The sequence below is a fragment of the Pseudomonas sp. R4-39-08 genome (genome assembly GCF_003852275.1).
In the GTDB taxonomy this organism is placed as follows: domain Bacteria; phylum Pseudomonadota; class Gammaproteobacteria; order Pseudomonadales; family Pseudomonadaceae; genus Aquipseudomonas.
The window spans coordinates 2684381-2702519 of sequence record NZ_CP027733.1 but is presented as its reverse complement, the minus strand read 5'-3'; the positions used below and the strand labels follow the sequence as shown (position 1 = coordinate 2702519).

Genomic DNA, 18139 nt, shown 5'->3' with positions numbered 1-18139 from the left:
AACGCGTTTTTATTTCAAATTAAAACGGCTTGGCTTCGCCGCTGTACTTCTCCAGATACTTCAAGCGCTGTGAAGGCTGGAGATTAGCCAAGTTGATATCACCAGCATAATGATTCAATACACGATGGTCCATCCGGCGCCGCCACAAATACGGCACATAGGCCCAGACAATCATGCTCGCGTAACCATAGGGAAGTTGCGGCGACTCATCAAAGTGGCGCAACGACTGATAACTACGCGTGGGATTGGCATGATGATCGGAATGCCGTTGCAATTGAAACAGGAAGATATTGGTGACTATTCGATTACTGTTCCAGGAGTGCCGCGGCGAACAGCGCTCATAACGACCATTGGGCAATTTCTGGCGCTTGAGGCCGTAATGCTCGACGTAATTCACCACTTCCAGTAACGAGAAACCGTAGACGCCCTGGATAAGCAGGAACGGAATCACTGCCGCGCCCAGCCAGGCAATCATCGCGCCCCAGAGCAGCACGCTATACATCCAGGCGCTGAGCACCGCGTTCCTCCAGTGCCAGGCCGGCAGGCCAAGTTTGCGCAGGCGTTCGCGCTCCAGGTTCCAGGCCGAGCGAGCGCTGAACCATACCGAGCGCGGCAGGAAGGCCCAGAAGCTTTCACCCAGGCGCGAACTGGCCGGATCTTCCGGTGTGGCGACGCGTACGTGGTGGCCACGATTGTGTTCGGTGTAGAAGTGCCCGTAGAACGTCGGCGCCAGCGTGACCTTGGCCAGGAACACTTCCAATGGCTTGGGTTTGTGCCCCAGTTCATGGGCGGTGTTGATCGCGATACCGGTAGCGGCCCCGGTGGACATCGCCATACCCAGATAAGTGAAGCCACTGACGGGGCCGTGCAGCTCGGTGCGGGCGGTAATGAACGCTGCGGCATGTGCCAGCCCACTCGATGGATCGAGGGTCGCGGTGGCCCGCAGCAGCCCGCCGCCGATGATCCAGTCAATGCCGCCGGCGGCGAGCCAACCGGTGATCACGACCGAGGCGATCACAAACAGCACGCCGGTATAGACGATCCAACGGTAGTAGTGCTGGGATTCGAGATGGCTGACGGCAGATTCCGGCGGGTTGCTGAGGTCTTCACCCAACAGGCCGTCGATCAATGGGATCAGGCCGAAGATGACCAGCACACCGATCCACCACAGTTGCTGAATACCGGTGCCGATAGCCAGGGCCCCCGAGAGCAGTGGAGTCGCCAGGGGCATGATGCCGAGCCACCACAGGTAACGCTTGCCGTCGGCCCAGACGCCTGGCACCGCCAGGGACGGGTTCATGCCCACCTCCGAGCGCAGGCGGAGGCAGCAAACAGGAGGGCAGAGCGCTGGCCGCTCCGAGACATCAACCATGCGATAAAAGGCGTTTTTTTCATTATTTTATTCGCTCTTAGGCATTTCAAAAAATGTTTCAAATTAGAAATTGAAATAATTTTTTAAATAAATAGCGCGGAATCGTTAGGTCGTCAACCAGTTTATCCGGGCCTTTTTGCGTGACTGGGCAGTCTCTTTTTCAGAGCGCCCGCCAGGTGTCTAGGGCGGGCGTTGACGCGCTGGAACCGCAGATCGGATGGCATGGTTATTTGCCCGCCATGGCAAACGAGGGCTGCAATACGGCGGCGCTTCGTGCAGGCCCAGCCCGTTTGGCAACCTGCTCGACCAACGCCACCACTCGTTCCGTGGCAGTAATCGGCAACATGTGCCCTCGGTCTTCCACCACCTGCAGCTTCAGCCCGGGCACCTTGCTGGCCAGGCCCTGACCGTGTTTCTGGAAGTCGAGCACGTTATCCCGGGCGCCGTAGATGAGGCCGATTGGCAGCGTCAGCAGCGGGTAGCGCTTGACCATGTCCGGCAAGTGATCGTTGACTCTGTTGATCTCAGTGGACGCGGCAAAGAAGTTCTCGGGACGCATCCCCAGCAAACCGCCGCCGCGCGTAGCGAAGTCTGGCGGGGCGGCATCGGGGGCGAACACGCCCTTGACCACCGAGCCCTTGGTCAACAGGCCAATGGGCAGGGTCAAGGTGCGCGACACCCAGCGTCGCAGCCAGGCAGGGCGCACGGCCAGGGGCAGGAACACCAACGGCAGCATGCGCTGGGGATGGGTCAAGGGCGCCACCAGGATCAAGCCGGATACCGAATGCGGATGGTCAAGGGCCAGTGCCAGGGCAACCGCACCGCCCAGGGAATGCCCAAGCACCAGCGGCTGATCCAGCTCGAGGGTTTTGATAAAAGCGGCCATTTGGCGCGCCTGGGCCGGCAGGTCTGCCGCCGTGTGGTTGTGCCGACTGGAGTAGCCCGACCCTGGGCGATCGACGCTGATGACGCGGAACTGCCCACGTAACTGACCGGATAACGCGTAAGTCAGGTTGCGACTGCTGCCCATCAGCCCATGGATCATCACCAGCACTGGGCCTTGGCCTTCGTCTACATAATGAAAGCGCTCGCCATCCACCTCGACGACGCGCCCGTTGATCGGAACGGCGGTTTCAATACGCCGTGTCATCCAGGCGCTGAAAGCCCACGACACAGCGCTCGCGCCTATCACCACACCCGCAGCGACAACCCACTCGACAGCCATAGCTCGGTCCTCTGCTTCCCTGCTGTTGGCGACCCGATCGTGATTGATCAGGCCTCAACCTTCGTCCACACCTTGGACCCAGCCTCCATGCGCGTCTGTCGGACAAGTCGCATAGATCGAACAAGGTCCTAGCGTAGGCGGAATTTTCAGGTAGATTATTTAAAATCTTTTTTAAAATAATTAATTCAATTTTCCTTTGCAATGGTGTTCTATCTAAAACACAAAAGAAAAACAGGAGCACATCCGATGCCCACCAAGGACCGCTTATGAATGCCCACAGCGACGCCATCGACATCGCCATCATCGGCTCAGGCTTCGCCGGCCTGTGCATGGCGATCAAACTCAAGCAAGCCGGGCTCAGCGATTTCTTCGTCGCTGAGCAGGCCGACACACTCGGCGGTACGTGGCGTGACAACCACTACCCTGGCTGTGCCTGTGACGTGCAGTCCCATGTCTACTCCTTTTCCTTTGCGCCCAACCCCGACTGGACGCGCCAATTTGCCCCGCAAGCGGAGATTCGCGCTTACCTGGAGCAATGCGCGCGGCGGTTCGGGCTGGCGCCGTACCTGCGTTTCGGCATGGGCCTGCAACGGGCGGTGTTCGATGATCAGCAGCAACGCTGGCAACTGACGTTCAGCGATGGCCGCCGGGTCAGTGCGCGAGTGCTGGTGTCGGGCATGGGTGGCCTGTCGCGTCCTGCACTGCCGGATATTCCTGGGCTCGACAGTTTCAAGGGCATGCGTTTCCACTCGCAGCAGTGGGACCATGACTACAGTTTGAAGGGCAAGCGCGTGGCGGTGATCGGCACCGGCGCCAGTGCTATTCAGTTCGTGCCGCAGATTGCGCCGCAAGTGGCGCACCTGGACCTGTTCCAGCGCACGCCGCCCTGGATCATGCCCAAACCCGACCGGCCGATCTCAGGTGTCGAACGCTGGCTGTTCAAGCATCTGCCGGTGACCCAAAGGCTGGTGCGCAGTGCCTTTTATTGGGCGTTGGAAGGCCGCGTGGTGGGCTTTGCCCTGCACCCGCGCTTGATGAAGATGGTGCAGAAAATCGCCCTGCGTCATTTGCATAAACAAGTGGCCCGCCCTTCCCTGCGCAAGATTCTGACGCCGGACTACACCATCGGCTGCAAACGTGTGCTGATCTCCAACGACTACTACCCGGCGTTGTCACGCAGTAATGTCGAGGTGGTGACCGACCAGGTGCTGCGGGTCGAAGCCGATGGCGTGATCACCGCTGACGGCATCAAGCACCCCGCCGATTGCCTGATCTTCGGCACCGGGTTCCAGGCTGCCGATCCCCTGCCCCGCGGCTGCATCATCGGCCGCAACGGCATCGACCTGATGGACACCTGGCACGACGGCGCCCATGCCTATAAAGGCACCACGGTGCCGGGCTATCCCAACCTGTTCCTGATCGTCGGGCCCAACACCGGCTTGGGGCACAACTCGATGATCCTGATGATCGAAGCCCAGGTCGCTTACATCCTTGACGCGTTGCAACAGATGCAGCGCCAACGCATCGCCATGGTGGAGGTCAAACCCGCCGTGGAGCAGGCCTACAACGCGCAATTGCAAGGCAAGCTCAAGCGCACTATCTGGAATACCGGCGGTTGCCAAAGCTGGTACCTCGACCCGCGTACCGGCAAGAACACCACGCTGTGGCCCGGCTCGACGTGGCGGTTCAAGCAAGTCACCCGGCATTTTGCGCTCAAGGACTATGTGGTCAGCCGGGCGCCAGTTGTGCCTGTGCCGCGCGCCGCAGCAACCCCTCATTGCGCCACAGAAGGCAGTCTGTCATGAAGTCATTCACCGGCCGCGTGGCGGCAATCACGGGAGCGGCCTCCGGCATGGGTCGCGCACTGGCACTGGCCCTGGCACGGGAGGGTTGCCACCTGGCCTTGGCCGACAAGAACAGCCAGGGGCTGGAGCACACGCGGGACCTGGTCAGGACGTCGACCCTGTCGCCGGTGACCGTCACCACTCAGGTACTGGATGTCTCGGACCGCCAAGCCATGCTGGAGTGGGCGGCGCGGTGTGCGGCCGAGCATGGCCAGGTCAACCTGGTCTTCAATAATGCCGGAGTGGCGCTGTCGAGCACCGTGGAAGGCGTGGACTATGCCGACCTGGAGTGGATCGTCGGCATCAATTTCTGGGGCGTGGTGCATGGCACCAAGGCGTTCCTGCCTTACCTGAAGGCCAGTGGCGACGGGCATATCGTCAACACCTCCAGCGTGTTCGGCCTGTTCGCCCAGCCCGGCATGAGTGGCTACAACGCCAGCAAATTCGCGGTGCGCGGCTTTACCGAAGCGCTACGCCAGGAGCTGGACCTGCAACGCTGCGGCGTCTCCGCCACCTGCGTGCATCCTGGCGGAATTCGCACCGACATCTGCCGCAGCAGCCGGATCGACGCGAACATGACCGGTTTCCTTATCCACAGCGAACAACAGGCGCGCGCCGATTTCGAAAAGCTGTTTATCACCGACGCCGACCAGGCCGCCAAGGTGATCCTGCAAGGCGTGCGCAAAAACAAACGCCGCGTGCTGATCGGTCGCGACGCGTATTTCCTCGACCTGCTCGCCCGTTGCCTGCCGGCGGCCTATCAAGCGCTGGTGGTGTTTGCCAGCAGGCGCATGGCGCCCAAACCACGCACGCCCGTGTTTGAAACCAACGACGAGCCCCGTCTCTGAACAGGAGCACACCCCATGTTGCCGATACGCCGTGATATCCGCTTCGCCCTGCCTGCCGGGCGCATCACCAACTGGCATGAACAAGGCCCGTTCATCACGCACTTTTTCAATGCCCTGTCGCTGCTGTTTCCCCAGGGCGAGCTGTTTTTCATGGACAGCGTGCGCCACTACCGCTCCTGCATCGACGATCCGGACCTCAAGAAAGAGATCCAGGGTTTCATCGGCCAGGAAGCCATGCACAGCCGTGAACACGTGGCCTACAACGACCTGCTGCAAGCGGCAGGCCTGCCGGCGCACAGCCTCGATCGCCGCTTGAAATTCTTCCTCGACCTGCAAAAGAAACACCTGCCGCCATCTTTTAACCTCGCGGTGACCATCGCCCTTGAGCACTACACCGCGATGCTCGCGGAAATCCTGCTGAGTGACCCGTCGCGTTTCGGCGACTCACTCAAGGGCTACCAGCAGATGTGGTACTGGCACGCCCTTGAGGAAACCGAACATAAAGCGGTGGCCTTCGATGTGTGGAACCGGGTAATCACGCCTGGGCCCAAGCGCTACTTGCTGCGCACCGGCACCATGCTGTTTACCACGCTGCTGTTCTGGCTGGTGGTGTTCGATTTCCATGTGCGCCTGTTGATTGCCGACCGCAAGTCGGGTGGGCATCTGCAGGGGTTCTGGCGCATGCTCAAGTTTCTGTACGCCCCCAAAGGCATCTTTGCGCGCATGCTGCGGCCGTGGCTGCACTATTTCAAACCGGGCTTTCATCCTTGGGACCATGACAATCGGGCACGGTTGGAGGGGATAGACGCACTGGTCGAGGAGATCGAGCGGACCAATCGGGGCTACGAGGCGGTCTAATGTGGGAGGGGCTTGCCCCCCGATGGCGGCCTCTGGGCCGACCAGGATGTTGGATCGGACCGAGTACATATCCGTTTCTGCGGTCACGGCTGCTATGGGTTCCGCCCTTACGGCGTCTCACTTTTGAAAAGCGCAAAAGTAAGCAAAACGCTCTTGCCCCACCACTCGGCACCTCGCTAATGCTCGGTGTGCCCTCACTCCGGCTTGAATCCGTGGGCCGCCGCAATGGGCCATCCATGGCCCAGTGCGGCTAACCCGGCGTCCTGCCGGGTTGCCCACGGATTCAAGCCTGCGTTCGGCCAGCGTGGTTTAACGGGGCGCCTAAGATCAAGATCAAGAGCAACTCGCTTCGCATCGTGGTTACCGTAGGCTGCTACAAAGTTGCGTAGATACCTATGTCCATGACTGCCAGCTCACCCCAACCCCGCCCGCTCGCGCGCAAACTGCGGCACTTCATGCCCCGGCAACGCCCTGCTGAAATACCAGCCCTGAATGAACAACTCAGCCCCCGTATTCAGAAACGCCAATTGCTCGGCGGTCTCGACCCCTTCCACCACCACGCCCAGGTTGAGCGCCTCACAGAAACGCAGCATGCCGGTCAGCACCTGAGCACCCTTGGGATCGTGCTGTGCAACCACGAAGCTGCGATCGATCTTGATGAAGTCCACCGGAAACTGATGCAGGTAACTCAACGCCGAAAACCCGGTGCCAAAGTCATCGATATATACCTTTGCCCCCAATGCCTGCAGTTTCTGGATGGTATGACGGGTCGCCTGGATATCGCTGACCAGCGCATCTTCGGTGATCTCCACCGATACCCAGCCCTGGGCCTGGGCGAGGATTTCCACCAGGCGATTACCATAAGCCGCGTCCTTGAGGGTGACGCTGGAGACATTGATGGTCATGGGCAATTCAAAACCGGCCTTCTTCCACTGTTGATACTGGCGTACGGCCTGGGACGCCACCCACACGTCCACATCCGGCATCAACCGCGCCTGTGCCAACCATTGCAGGAACTCCCAGGGTGAATGCACCGTGCCCTGGCTGTCCCGGGCGCGCATCAAGGCTTCGCAGCCGGTGCACAGGCCGGTACGGGTGGAGACCTGGGGCTGAAACTCAAGATAGAACTCGTAGTCGCTGATCTGCTGGATCCGGTTCAACTCAATGGCCTGCCGGGCCAGGGCGCGGTGCGACGCGAGTACCGGGTCGAACTCCAGCAACCGCCCCTTCTCCTCCAGGCCGCGAAATGTCATGTCCAGGGATTTGAGGTATACCGTGCCGCCGTCACTGGCCTGGCGATGGATCGCCCGTACATACGGCGCATACACCAGCGTCCCCAGGCCCATCAGTACAACCTGCAATACCACGGCCGCGACGTCGCCATGGGTACTGAGGTAAGCATTGAGCAACACCGGTGCGGTAAACGGCACGCTGGCCACGGCCGGTGCTACCCAACCCAGTTGCACCACCGCGAGCGCCACCGTCGCATTGACCGCCGGCACCAACAGAAAGGGTATGAACAACCGCGGGTTGAGGATGATCGGCAAACCGAACAACAGCACTTCGCTGACATTGAATAACGACAGCGGCAAACTGGCCATCGCCAGTAACCGCATGGACTGGCTCCTGGAAAACAGCAGGATTGCCAGGAGCAGGCACAGCGCGCCGCCCGACCCACCGATAAATGCGAAGCTGCCCAACAGGCCGCTGTTAAGCAGGTATTGAACCGGCTCACCCGCCGCCAGTGCCGCGCCATTGAGCACCACAGCTTGATCCAGTACATCGAACAGCGGCTGCATGGCATACACGCCATGAATCCCGAAAAACCACAACAGCGAGTTCATCAAAGTCACAAACAGGCCGCTGCCGTAAGGCGCCTGTAACGCATTGAGCACCTGCGGCCCCTGCAGTTGCGCCACATAGGGGATCTGCAGCAGCAACGACAACACCACCACCAATGCCAGCGCAGTGATCGCACCGGGCAGCACCATGTTGATCGTGCCCTTGAGGTTGTGTCCGATCAGGTCTTCATGCACCAGGCGAGTCCAACGCAAACGGTGCAGCCAGGCGATGGCCGGCACATTGATCAGCGGCGACGCGATGGCAATGAACAGCAGGAAGGTGGCCGAAGCCCGAGGGTATTCGCGCAAAAGAAACGTGGCCACCACTACGTTGGCAAGGCACAAAAAGGCTATTGGCAGTTGTGGCAAGCGGTGCTGAATGGCCAGCATATAGCCAATGGAAGCGGCGACCAGCAGTGGAATCACCGAGCTGATCCGGTCATGCAGGCCCGAAAGAAAGCTCACTATCGGTGGGCTGAAGCCCAGCACCTTGGCGCATTCGGACAGGATCAGGAAAACGGCAGACACCAACAGGCACGGCAGGATCCACAACAATCCCTCCCGAATCGCACGTAACGACTCGATACTGGCCAGGGCCGCCAGGCGCTGGGTAAGGAAAAGTTTGAACAGCGTTTGCGCCATGAGCCGCCCTCTGCCCGTATTCGCGGGGTCTGGAGATCAGCGCCGGAATACCCGTCAACGCTACACGCCCTGATGCTCGGCGCGAAAGCTTTTTGCCATCTCCCCGGGCTTTTCAGCAAAAAAACCCTGGGGGCTGTGAAAATTCCTAGATAAAAAATCGAACTTTCTGACCTGAGTCATCCCCTAAACCTGTCTGAGTCGGTATTATCCGCCGCGTTTCCGTTTGTTAAAGGATGTTACAACCTGGTTAACACCGGGTGCCACTCAGGGAATATTGCCTGGCCAGAAGCAGGCACAAAGGAGAGAGAGCCTTACCATGCACCATAAGCGGTCCAGTACCATGCGCCCCCTATTTGTCACCATCCTGCTGTGGCTATGCAGCGTGGCGCTGTTATTTATCATCAAGAACGTCATCGAACTGTATACCGGGCCCGTCGCGGAGACCTGGATAGATTTGACGTTAGTGCTTGTCGCCTACCTGATGTTCTTTTTACTGGCACCGTTGCAACGCTGGCTCCAGCGCAGGTCGCGCAAGCGCGCTCGGCGTCACGTCGACGGGCACGCACCCGACGTCGACTCCCCTCTCTCTCGCTGAGGGGCTTGGCATTGTCAGCACCTGGCGATAACTATCAACGCGCACTGGACCGGTTCCTGCACGAACACCCGGATGTGGCCGCTGAATTGAACAACCTCAACCCACTGGCTGCCCAGGCCAGGGGAGAAACCGTGGCGCAGTATCGTACCGAGCGTCTGTATGAAGCCTTCGAAGCGCAGGCCGAGCGCCAGGGCCTGTTCGCCTGGGAGCTGACCCTCAAGCTGACTGCCGAGTCCAGCGAAGCCTTCGAAACTCAACGCCTCGAGGTGCACAAGGAAGTCGCACAGATGGCCGGCATGAGTTGGGCCGACTACTGCCAACTGCATGACCTGGCCGGCTGACGCGCTGGCTAGCCGAACCAGCGAAGCCGCCTGCACTCCATGACCTGCCGCAACTCGGCGACCGTCAGGGCCCGGCGTTGCGGGTCTTGCGCCAAGGCGGTGTGCAGTGCCGGCCAGCAACGTCGGGGCAACTGCCTGGGCCGAGGCAGTCCGGCGCCCGGTTGGCGTTCCCCGAGGCGCTTGCCCTGGGCCAACTCATACAGGATGCACGCCACGCCATAGAGGTCCGCAGCGGGCGTCAATGCGCCACCCGCGAGTAATTCAGGCGCCGCATAGGCCCGGGTCCAGGCATTCAACCGGCTGCGATTCACCGCCGCCAAGCCCGCCGGGTTTTGCATTAATGACTGCCCAAGGCCGAAATCGAACAAACGCACGCCCGCTTCGCCCACCATGACATTGGCCGGTTTGATATCGCCATGCAGCACGTTGTGTTGATGGGCATAAACCAACGCATCCAGCAGTTGCAGGGCAATCGGTTGCAACTCTGCCCACGGCAATCCATCAGGGCATTCCACAAGCAGTCGGTCCAGCGTCAGGCCATGCAGCAGCTCCATGGTAAAAAAGGCGATCTGGCTGGATGTATCCACCTCAAACGAATACACCCTCACCACGCGCTCATGTCGCAGGCGGCGCGCCAGCGCAAACTCGCTGAACAGCAATACATGGGCGTCCGGGCATGCAGACAAAGACTCGTCCAGCAGCTTGAGCGCCACAGCGGAACAAGGCTCGCCAAATTGCTCATGTAACAGGTCGCGGGCACGGTACACCACGCCCATCCCGCCCCGGCCCACGACCTGCTCAAGGTGGTAGCGGCCGACGAGCAAAACCGGGGGAGTGGATGCCGCACTCATGAGTGCACCACGATGGCGGTCAAATCATCGCGTGCCGGGGCGCGCAAAGCGCTGGCGAACAATCTTTCCACGACCTGCTGCGGCCCGCCTGCACTCAACGCCAGGCCCAGCTGGACATGGCTGAGTGCCTGGTAGAGACCATCGCTGCACAATAAAAATATATCGCCAGGGCGGGTCCTGAGCTCCAGCACCTCAAGCCGCAATGACGCGTGCGCGCCAATGGCCCGGGTCAAGGCTCTGGCATCAGGGTGGGCCCGAGCTTGCGGCGCACTCAACTGACCCTCGTCCATGAGGCGCTGCAACAGCGAATGATCTCTCGACAGCTGGTACAGGCGTTGTTCACGCCACAAGTAACAGCGGCTGTCCCCCGCCCACACACAGGCCGCACGCCCGTTATCCAGCAACAGTGTGACCACCGTACTCCCCATCGTCGCACTGCCGGTGCGCCGCGCATCCGCCAGCCGCTGATTGACACCTTGCAGCCGTTGTCGAACTGCATCGACCCGCTGATCAAGGCTGCCCTGCGCCGACAACGAAGCCAGGCTGCTGATCACCCACTCGCTCGCGAGATCGCCGTGCCGGTGCCCGCCCATGCCGTCCGCCACGGCCCAACAGCCTCCTTGCGGGCAATCGAGCAGGGCATCCTCATTGCGCGGCCGTGACTGCCCGCGCTGTGTACGCCCGGCGCTGCGCCATGTCGGCCGCGCCGGGTTCACAGTTGCTCCGGCAGACGGAAGGTGCGCCACGTGTCCATCTCAAATGGGCTGGATGTCCGTTGGCTGGTCAGCAGGTAGTTGGCGCGCAATCCGGCCAGGTCGGCCTTGACGATCTGCGCGTTGCGGTCACTCGCAGGCTCGCGTTGCAGCAAGTCGAAAAACCGGAACAACGACCAGGCGCCGGCGCTCTTCTCGATACCCAGGGGGCGCAATTCGCCCCCCCTCTCCAGTACGAGGCTGGCGCGTCCGTTATCTGTTTCGATGGGCCACCGGAACGTCATGGGTATGATCGGGCCGTGCCGGTATTCCAGCTGCTTTTCACCCAATCGCAGGATCGCTCGGTTGACAGACTGATCCAGGCTGTAGGGCGCCAAGGTAAAACCCACCGCCAACTCTCCCTGATCTTCGGTGAAAAAGCTGCGTCGGATGACCTGGGCTTTCGTCAGTTGATCCAGCAGCGAACGTGAGATCGGCAAACCCTGTCCGTCCAGCCCACGCAACCGGTAGCGCGTGCCATCCGCAGTGACAAACGAGCGCAGGTAACCCTCGTAAAAACGCGCCCACACGCCTTGGGGTTTAAAGAACTCACGAAAATCGTCAAGGGCCACATCACTCGTCGCGTGGGCGTTGAACGGGTACCGCTGGCGAATTGCCCTGACGTAAAGCCCCTGCACCTCGCTCTGGTAGCGCTGATTGACATGGGCATAGGCCTGGTCCAATAAATGGCGCCATGTCTGATCGCCAATCCCTTCAAACCAACCGGCAAGCGGAAGCGGCAAACGGCTGGACGCTGCACGCAGGTCGCCCAGCACGTCCTGCTGGCCGTCCATGCGCCGCTTTGCCCGCAAAAAGGCCGCCTGCTCCGGCGAACCCTCGCGGCTCAGGGTCGCCAATTGCAGGTGCAATTGGTCGAGCAGACGCAAACCCTGGGCCAGCTCCGCGCTGGGGTTCTGCTGCTCATCCAGCAACTGATGCAAGGGTTCAAAACGCCGCTGCAAGGCCCGGCGTGCCGAGTCGCCCAAGGCAGCCTGCCCCTGCGCCACCGCAGCCTTGGCGACCACGCCCAACTTGCCTGACGGCTGGGCCATCGTTGCCGGCAGCTCCAGGCCCGGCAGTAAACGGGTATTTTCACGAAGCTGCTGCAATAGCAGAAGGACTGGCGATTGGGCCGACGTCAGCCCGGCGAGACGTTCGGCATCCTCGCGCAGACCGTCGGTGTGCAGCAGCCTGATGCGACCAAGGGCATCGCTCCAGGCCTGGGCATACTCACTGAAGTAGCGCTGTTGCAGTTCGATCATCAAGCGCTGCAGATCCTCGCTGCTCAAGTCAGTGCCTTCGCCCAGTACCCAGTTATCCTGGGCAATGGCGTTCACCAGCTTGGGGCCTTGCGCTTCGAAGTACTGCACATACCTTTTGGTGTAGAAGCCAGGAACCGGTGGATCGATGGCGGCAAAGACCTTGCCCTCGGCCAGACGCAACGGCTCCAGGTCGCGCGATTGTTCGCGCAGCACCCGGTACACCACATCGGCCAATGACTCGCCCCGCAGCGCGGCCCGCGCCTGAGCCACCAGCTCGTCATTGAGGTGGGCGGAAAACGGTTGCTCAAGCAGTCGCGCCCAATGTTCATTCAGGCGCTTCTGTACCGGCATATCACCGGGAAACCGCAGCGACCAATGGCTGGCCATATGCTGCGCCAACCACGCGGTATCCCGGCGTTCGCGCAGATTGAGCATCAGGTACGCACGCAAGTTGTCGAGCAGGCGCTCGCGATCGCCGAGGCTGGCGCGTACCTGCTCTTCGAGCAGGTCAACAGTGCGGCCCAGCAGTCGCTGCTGCAACGTCTGCTCATAGGCGCGTGTCACCCACGGTCGGCTGACCTCGCCCTGATACAGGCCGGCTCGCTCGATCAGTGGAGCGTCGCCTGGTGTGGGAAACACCTGGGTCGCCGCCCAGCGAGCGTCCAGCAGCGCCAGGAGTGTCAAGGTTTCATCGTTACCCTGCACGACGGGAGCGCTAAGTGCAGCGATATGAGCCAAACGTTGTTGGTTGGCCGCGTAACTGTGCATCCACAGCCCCCCGGCACCCGCCAGGACCAGCGCAGCCGCCATCCCCAGCAACCCATTGCGCCGCCAGATGCGCTGGCGCTCGCGGGTCTGCAAGGCGGCCAGGTCCGCCCCGGCAAAGATCACCCGACTGAACAGGCCCTGCACGAAATAGCTGCGGCTGTCGCTGGCACAGGTCAGGTAGAACCCGCGCAAGCCGCTGATGCGCTGGTAGCGATGGGCGCAAAAAGCCCACTCGATAAACAGGCACAAACGCTCACCTATTTGCGCGGTCTGCTGGGGAAAATCAAGCATTCGTCCGCGGCGCTCGACATCGCGCTCCTGGTGCAATCGCTCAATCAATTCGCCGTGCAAACGTTGCAGTAATTGCTCGAACGCTCGGCGAACCTGGGTGATGTCATTGCCCGCCTTGTCAGCCTCCAGAGGTTGGCCCAGTACCGCTCCGATATCGTCCCCTGAGGGTGAGTCAAAGTACTCGATGAACCCCGCCAGTCGATCGGCCTGGGTCAACACCAGGTAGAGGGGTACATCCACCTGCAGTACCTGCTGAATTTCCTGCACGCGCGAATGGACATGGCGCGCCAGTTGCTCCAGGTCGTGCTCATTACCGCTCAGGAGCCTGTCTACCGACAGCGTCACCACCACGCCGTTGAGCGGGCGCACTCGATGCCGCCACCTCAGACTGGCCAACAGCGTGGTCCAGCCGGCGGCATCCACCGAACGGTCTGATTGAATCAGATAGCGCCCTGGCGTGTCGATAAGCACCCCTTCATCGGCGAAGTACCAGTCACACTGCCCGCTGCCGCCCGTTGGGCGCGTGTCAGCCTGATCGAACGGTGACTGCAAACCCGCTGCCGCCAACAGTTGGGTCTTGCCACTGCGCGGTTCACCGATCACCAGATACCAGGGCAAATCATGGCGCCAACGTGCGTTGCGCTCGCCATAGCGCGCAGACGTTTTCAACCGGTGGAGGGCGTCCTTGAAACGACCACGGACGTGCTTCTGCTCGTCCTCCACCGCTCTCAATGGCGGATGAGCGGTTGGCGGCGCCGGCCTTTCGAGTCCAGCAGCACGGCGCCCACCCGCCAGGACCATCGCCAATCCCCACAGTAGAAACAATACGCTGAGGGTCAACAGGCGGGCAGTGGCGCTTTGCCAGAACCGGTGGTCGTCCACGGCCAACAGCGGTCCGACGTACCACACGAATGCAGCACAGCAAAGCACCAGCATCAGGCTCCACACCCAAACCTTGGCCAGCACGGCACCCACGCCCTTGAAGAATGCGTTCATTCGTTGCTCCCTGCGTTTACTAGGGCGTGCGGGTAAGATCCGACGCCGACAATTGAAGGCTTTGCAGCGCACTTGCCCTTTCTCGCTCCAACACCCAGGCGAATCCCGTGTACATCGCGAGCAAACCGCACAGCGTGAAGGCCACACACCCGCCAACAGGAATGACGCGTACGTGCCTGCGTCGCGTGCGCCCCTGCCCTTCCGGCAACACCGGCGCCAACGGTGGATTGCCTCGCACCTGCCTGATCTGTCGATACAGGCCATCTCGAACGGCTTCGAGTTGCACTACCCCCCGCTCCATCACCCGGTATTTACCTTCGAACCCCAGGGACAGGCACAGGTACACCAGCTCCAGCATCGCCAAGTGTTTTACCGGGTCGCGCGCCAGGCGTTCCAGCAACTGGAACACTTTCTCGCCGCCGAACGTTTCGTGATGAAAGCGACTCAACAGGCTCATCTTCGACCAGTCACTTCGAGCGCCCCACGACGTGGTGACGACTGCTTCGTCAATCACGCTGCACAACACGTAGCGCGCAGACATGACCTGGGTATTTTCAATGCCACCCTGCAACGCACGGGTTTCGAATTGAGTCACCGCGGATGACAATCGGTCGTTGATCGTGATGAGGTTTTCCCGACCGGAGCAGCCCTTGAGCTGGACCACTTGCGACAATAGCTCCCAAGCGGCGACCACGAGGGGATTGAGCGCTGTGGTGAAGCTGTGTGCGCCCAGTGCTTGGCTCGCGTAGATCATCCGGTCCTGCAATTGTTCATAGCGCGGCGGCGCCGGGAACTCCGTGAGCGGCCCTTGCGCGGGCCCATGGCCGTCGCGATCGAGCAGGACGGTTTTTTCGTCCTGCGGGTATTCACTGTCCATAGCATTCAATTCCTGATGGCCCAGAAGGTCAGCTCAAGCCCGGCGAACTCGCCCCCGACATGGAACGCGAAGCCACCCGACTGCTCCAGCTGGGCGATATCGCGGGCATTCATATCCAGCATGAAATAGGTCTTGGCGGCGTGGAACGGGATCTGGCGCGGCGCTACGGGCAGTGGTTTGACCTTGATACCCGCCAGGTGCAGATTGACCAATTCGCGTATGCGCTCAACCGCGCCGACTTTCAAATGCGCCGGCAGGCGTTGGCGCAAGGCCTCCGAATCACACTGCGCCGTAGCCGCCAGGATGAACGTCGCAGTACCCAGCAATTTCAGGTCGCTGACCGGGCAAACCAATACGCCGTACTGACGTTGTTGCAACGGCAACTCGATGGAGTGTTGTTCCAGCACGACCGACAACACGGCACGCACAGCCTCCATCAGGCCCCGGAAACTTGCCCCCTGGTCGGCGTGCCGGTAACGCACATCCAGCGCCGGGCGCCTGCTATCGCTGGCGAACGTCGACAACTCACCGAGCAGCGCCACCAGTGCGCGGAATACCGCTTCAGGGCGAACCTGGGCCTGGCTCAGGCAGTGGCGCAGCTCCAACTCGGTACGATTGATTATTTGCAGCATGAGGAAATCGCCGACCTGCGTGCCGGCGGCGCTGCTCTCGCCCCGGATCCGCGCCGCGATGGCATCCCCCCGCGATGCCAGCAGGCCGATCACCTCCTTGAGACAAGACGATACATACCCGCGATCCTGCATAAAAATGAACGTCGGGACGAACTCCGCATCCAGGCGCACGCCCCCCGCGTCGGTAGACTCCAGCACCTGGGCAACCTTGAGTCTGACGAAGCCCTGTTCTTTGTGCTGCTCACCCAGCAGGAGACGCAAATCAGGTCGCGCGCAGTGAATTCGACAGCGAGCGTCGGCACCGGCGTTCGAATCACCTACCTCCACCTCACAAGCGAGGTAGCGCGCCAGGACATCACCCTGCTCCGGTTGGCGGGCTTCAATCTGATTGCCGGTTGCCAGTAGCAGCGCCAGGTAAACAGCCTGTTCCCCCGGGTTGGCGGGTACTTGTAATACCAGGGGCTCCATCGCGGTGCCATGGTCGAACAGGCTACCGTCCGGCAATACACCGCTGGCTTGAGTGACCACCAGTTTGCCCAGGTTGAGGTACTGTACATCGAGTTCCAGCGTGAGGAAGCCCCAGGCGTCAGGCCCCAGCAAACGCGTCTGGTTGAGCTGTTGCTGGTAATGGCGGTCGTTGTGCTGCAAGTGCTGCGGCCGCAACAGCATGCCTTCCTGCCAAATGACTTTATGCGCGTGCATATCACTGCACCTCCTTGCCGGAGCGCGGGTCGGCAAGCCGGATTCCGTCGTGGTCCAGTACCAGCTCGGCACGGTTCAATTGCTGCGCGGTGAGCGGAACGAGCAGCCGCCATTGAACGTGCGGCAAGTCTCGGTACGCCGCCAGCACGCCCACAAAATGACTTTTTGGCCCGACACTCAGCTTGAGCGCCAGTCGTTCCCCCGGGCGCAGCTCTATTTCCTCGCTGCTCACCCAGTCCTTTGGCAATACCTGCTCGGCGTGGTCATACAGGCTGAAGAAGTCGGCATTCTCGAAAGCTACGCCATGGCGCAGTTCAATCAGTTGCAGCACGACCGGCGAGGGTCGGCCATGAAGGTCCGGGTTGACCTGCTCACTGGCGGTCAGTACCAGGGCCAGTTTGGTCAATGTCGAAAAAGGCGATACGGCGCTGCAGCCAGCCAACAGGCCGAGCGTGAGCAACAGGGGCGTGAGGGTGACTCGATACATGGACATCATCCTGGATAATCGCTGTGCAGGGTTGAGATCAGGCGCACCTGTTCTTCAAAGGCCCGGCTGTGTTGCAGCCGTTCAACCTCCAGCCGACACAGGCGCGCCACCTTGATCGCCAGCGCCTTTCGGGCAATGTGGTCAAGCCGGGCCAGGTCAAGCCCCAGCGCCGCGGCAAACTCCGTCCAGAAGACGTCATCCGGCGGCGGTGCGGTCGCGACAGAGTCCGCTACGGGAAGCTCCTTGATGGGCTCAAACCGGCATGGCATTGCCACATGCTCACGGTCGGCGGCGTGCCGGTCCGCCCACTCTCCGGGCTCGCCAACGCCCGCATTCAAAGCTGCCAGTTCATCCGAGGTGCTATGTCGCTGATGCTCAAGGTCCAGTGCCTGCAACGGGTCCAGGGCCAGGAAAGCATCATCGGGAATCGGTACTCCCGTGGTGATGGGCTGCTCACGCAAAGGTGGAGACGATTCCATCAGCCGCGCGCGTATCGACAGCGCACCCAGTTCGAACACGTCGCCATCTTCGATCAATCGCGCCTGCCCTTTGTGCAACCGTTCGCAACTGCCTGCCATGCCGATACCGTTGCTGCTGATATCCGTCAGAAAGTAACGACCTTCGCGGTAACCCACCAAACCGTGGTGACTGGAGAGCAGCCGACTGGGATCATGGATGACCCAGTCACAGCCAGAGCCACGCCCAATCACACCGCCCACGCCGTCAAACACTTTGCGCACCGTGGACACAGGGTCTGCGCCTGCGGCCTCACTTACCTCAAACACAAGCCGCATGGTCAAGCTCCCTCTTTCTTATCGGCCACGGGTCACCGCCTGGGGCTCACCCAAAGGACGGTATTGGGCATCATCGAATACGTAATTGGCGTTACAACCGCCAAGCAGACACAACACAAGCACGACGACGTGCCACGGACGATCAGGCATCAGGTTTCTCC

At 61.1% G+C, this 18139-nt stretch carries 16 protein-coding genes; 5 read left to right on the top strand and 11 right to left on the bottom strand.

The features are described from left to right. Positions 1-19: 19 nt before the first annotated feature. Both C4J88_RS12345 and C4J88_RS12340 read right to left on the bottom strand, forming a co-directional pair. Entirely contained in the window at positions 20-1300 is a 1281-nt protein-coding gene (locus C4J88_RS12345) for an alkane 1-monooxygenase (RefSeq protein WP_124407067.1), read from the bottom strand. A gap of 298 nt (positions 1301-1598) precedes the next feature. Then, positions 1599-2597: an alpha/beta fold hydrolase gene (locus C4J88_RS12340; RefSeq protein WP_124407066.1), complete on the bottom strand. Its 999-nt coding sequence runs from the start codon at positions 2595-2597 to the stop codon at positions 1599-1601. Between the two features lie 266 nt (positions 2598-2863). On the opposite strand from C4J88_RS12340, the gene C4J88_RS12335 reads away from it, so the two are divergent. From C4J88_RS12335 to C4J88_RS12325, 3 genes are read left to right on the top strand one after another with little or no spacing between them, the layout of a single operon-like run. Beyond that, a complete protein-coding gene (locus C4J88_RS12335) occupies positions 2864-4402 on the top strand; it encodes an NAD(P)/FAD-dependent oxidoreductase (RefSeq protein ID WP_124407065.1) in 1539 nt (512 codons plus the stop codon). After that, positions 4399-5289 (top strand): SDR family oxidoreductase, encoded by an 891-nt coding sequence (locus C4J88_RS12330; protein ID WP_124366862.1) that lies wholly within the window; start codon positions 4399-4401, stop codon positions 5287-5289. The genes C4J88_RS12335 and C4J88_RS12330 overlap by 4 nt, the downstream gene beginning before the upstream one ends. 15 nt (positions 5290-5304) lie before the next feature. Continuing rightward, complete coding sequence (locus C4J88_RS12325; protein ID WP_124407064.1) at positions 5305-6147, top strand: metal-dependent hydrolase; 843 nt, start codon at positions 5305-5307, stop codon at positions 6145-6147. A gap of 413 nt (positions 6148-6560) precedes the next feature. Here C4J88_RS12325 and C4J88_RS12315 read toward each other — a convergent pair whose 3' ends face one another. Continuing rightward, positions 6561-8630: an EAL domain-containing protein gene (locus C4J88_RS12315; protein WP_124407063.1), complete on the bottom strand. Its 2070-nt coding sequence runs from the start codon at positions 8628-8630 to the stop codon at positions 6561-6563. Between the two features lie 340 nt (positions 8631-8970). Between C4J88_RS12315 and C4J88_RS12310 the strand changes: the two genes are divergently transcribed. Next, on the top strand, positions 8971-9225 hold the full coding sequence (locus tag C4J88_RS12310) for a hypothetical protein (RefSeq protein ID WP_256658962.1): 255 nt from the start codon (positions 8971-8973) through the stop codon (positions 9223-9225). Between the two features lie 11 nt (positions 9226-9236). Next, on the top strand, positions 9237-9566 hold the full coding sequence (locus C4J88_RS12305) for a DUF6388 family protein (RefSeq protein WP_124362644.1): 330 nt from the start codon (positions 9237-9239) through the stop codon (positions 9564-9566). Positions 9567-9574: 8 nt separating this feature from the next. Here C4J88_RS12305 and C4J88_RS12300 read toward each other — a convergent pair whose 3' ends face one another. Genes C4J88_RS12300 through C4J88_RS12265 form a run of 8 tightly spaced genes read right to left on the bottom strand, consistent with a single transcriptional unit; the run spans position 9575 to position 18128 of the window. Next, entirely contained in the window at positions 9575-10417 is an 843-nt protein-coding gene (locus C4J88_RS12300) for a serine/threonine-protein kinase (protein ID WP_124407062.1), read from the bottom strand. Further along, positions 10414-11133, bottom strand: coding sequence for a PP2C family serine/threonine-protein phosphatase (locus tag C4J88_RS12295; RefSeq protein ID WP_124366858.1), 720 nt, complete (start codon positions 11131-11133; stop codon positions 10414-10416). Before C4J88_RS12295 ends, C4J88_RS12300 begins: the two co-directional genes overlap by 4 nt. Then, on the bottom strand, positions 11130-14486 hold the full coding sequence (gene tssM / locus C4J88_RS12290) for a type VI secretion system membrane subunit TssM (RefSeq protein ID WP_124407061.1): 3357 nt from the start codon (positions 14484-14486) through the stop codon (positions 11130-11132). The genes C4J88_RS12295 and tssM overlap by 4 nt, the downstream gene beginning before the upstream one ends. Before the next feature lie 19 nt (positions 14487-14505). Then, on the bottom strand, positions 14506-15363 hold the full coding sequence (icmH, locus tag C4J88_RS12285) for a type IVB secretion system protein IcmH/DotU (RefSeq protein ID WP_124407060.1): 858 nt from the start codon (positions 15361-15363) through the stop codon (positions 14506-14508). A gap of 5 nt (positions 15364-15368) precedes the next feature. Further along, positions 15369-16697, bottom strand: coding sequence for a type VI secretion system baseplate subunit TssK (gene tssK, locus C4J88_RS12280; RefSeq protein WP_124407059.1), 1329 nt, complete (start codon positions 16695-16697; stop codon positions 15369-15371). Between the two features lies 1 nt (position 16698). Further along, the gene (gene tssJ / locus C4J88_RS12275) at positions 16699-17184 is read right to left on the bottom strand and encodes a type VI secretion system lipoprotein TssJ (RefSeq protein ID WP_124407058.1); all 486 of its coding nucleotides are present in this window, start codon (positions 17182-17184) and stop codon (positions 16699-16701) included. 5 nt (positions 17185-17189) lie between these two features. Further along, positions 17190-17978 (bottom strand): type VI secretion system-associated FHA domain protein TagH, encoded by a 789-nt coding sequence (gene tagH, locus C4J88_RS12270; RefSeq protein ID WP_124407057.1) that lies wholly within the window; start codon positions 17976-17978, stop codon positions 17190-17192. A gap of 18 nt (positions 17979-17996) precedes the next feature. After that, on the bottom strand, positions 17997-18128 hold the full coding sequence (locus C4J88_RS12265) for a type VI secretion protein (protein WP_124362636.1): 132 nt from the start codon (positions 18126-18128) through the stop codon (positions 17997-17999). Between the last annotated feature and the right edge of the window lie 11 nt (positions 18129-18139).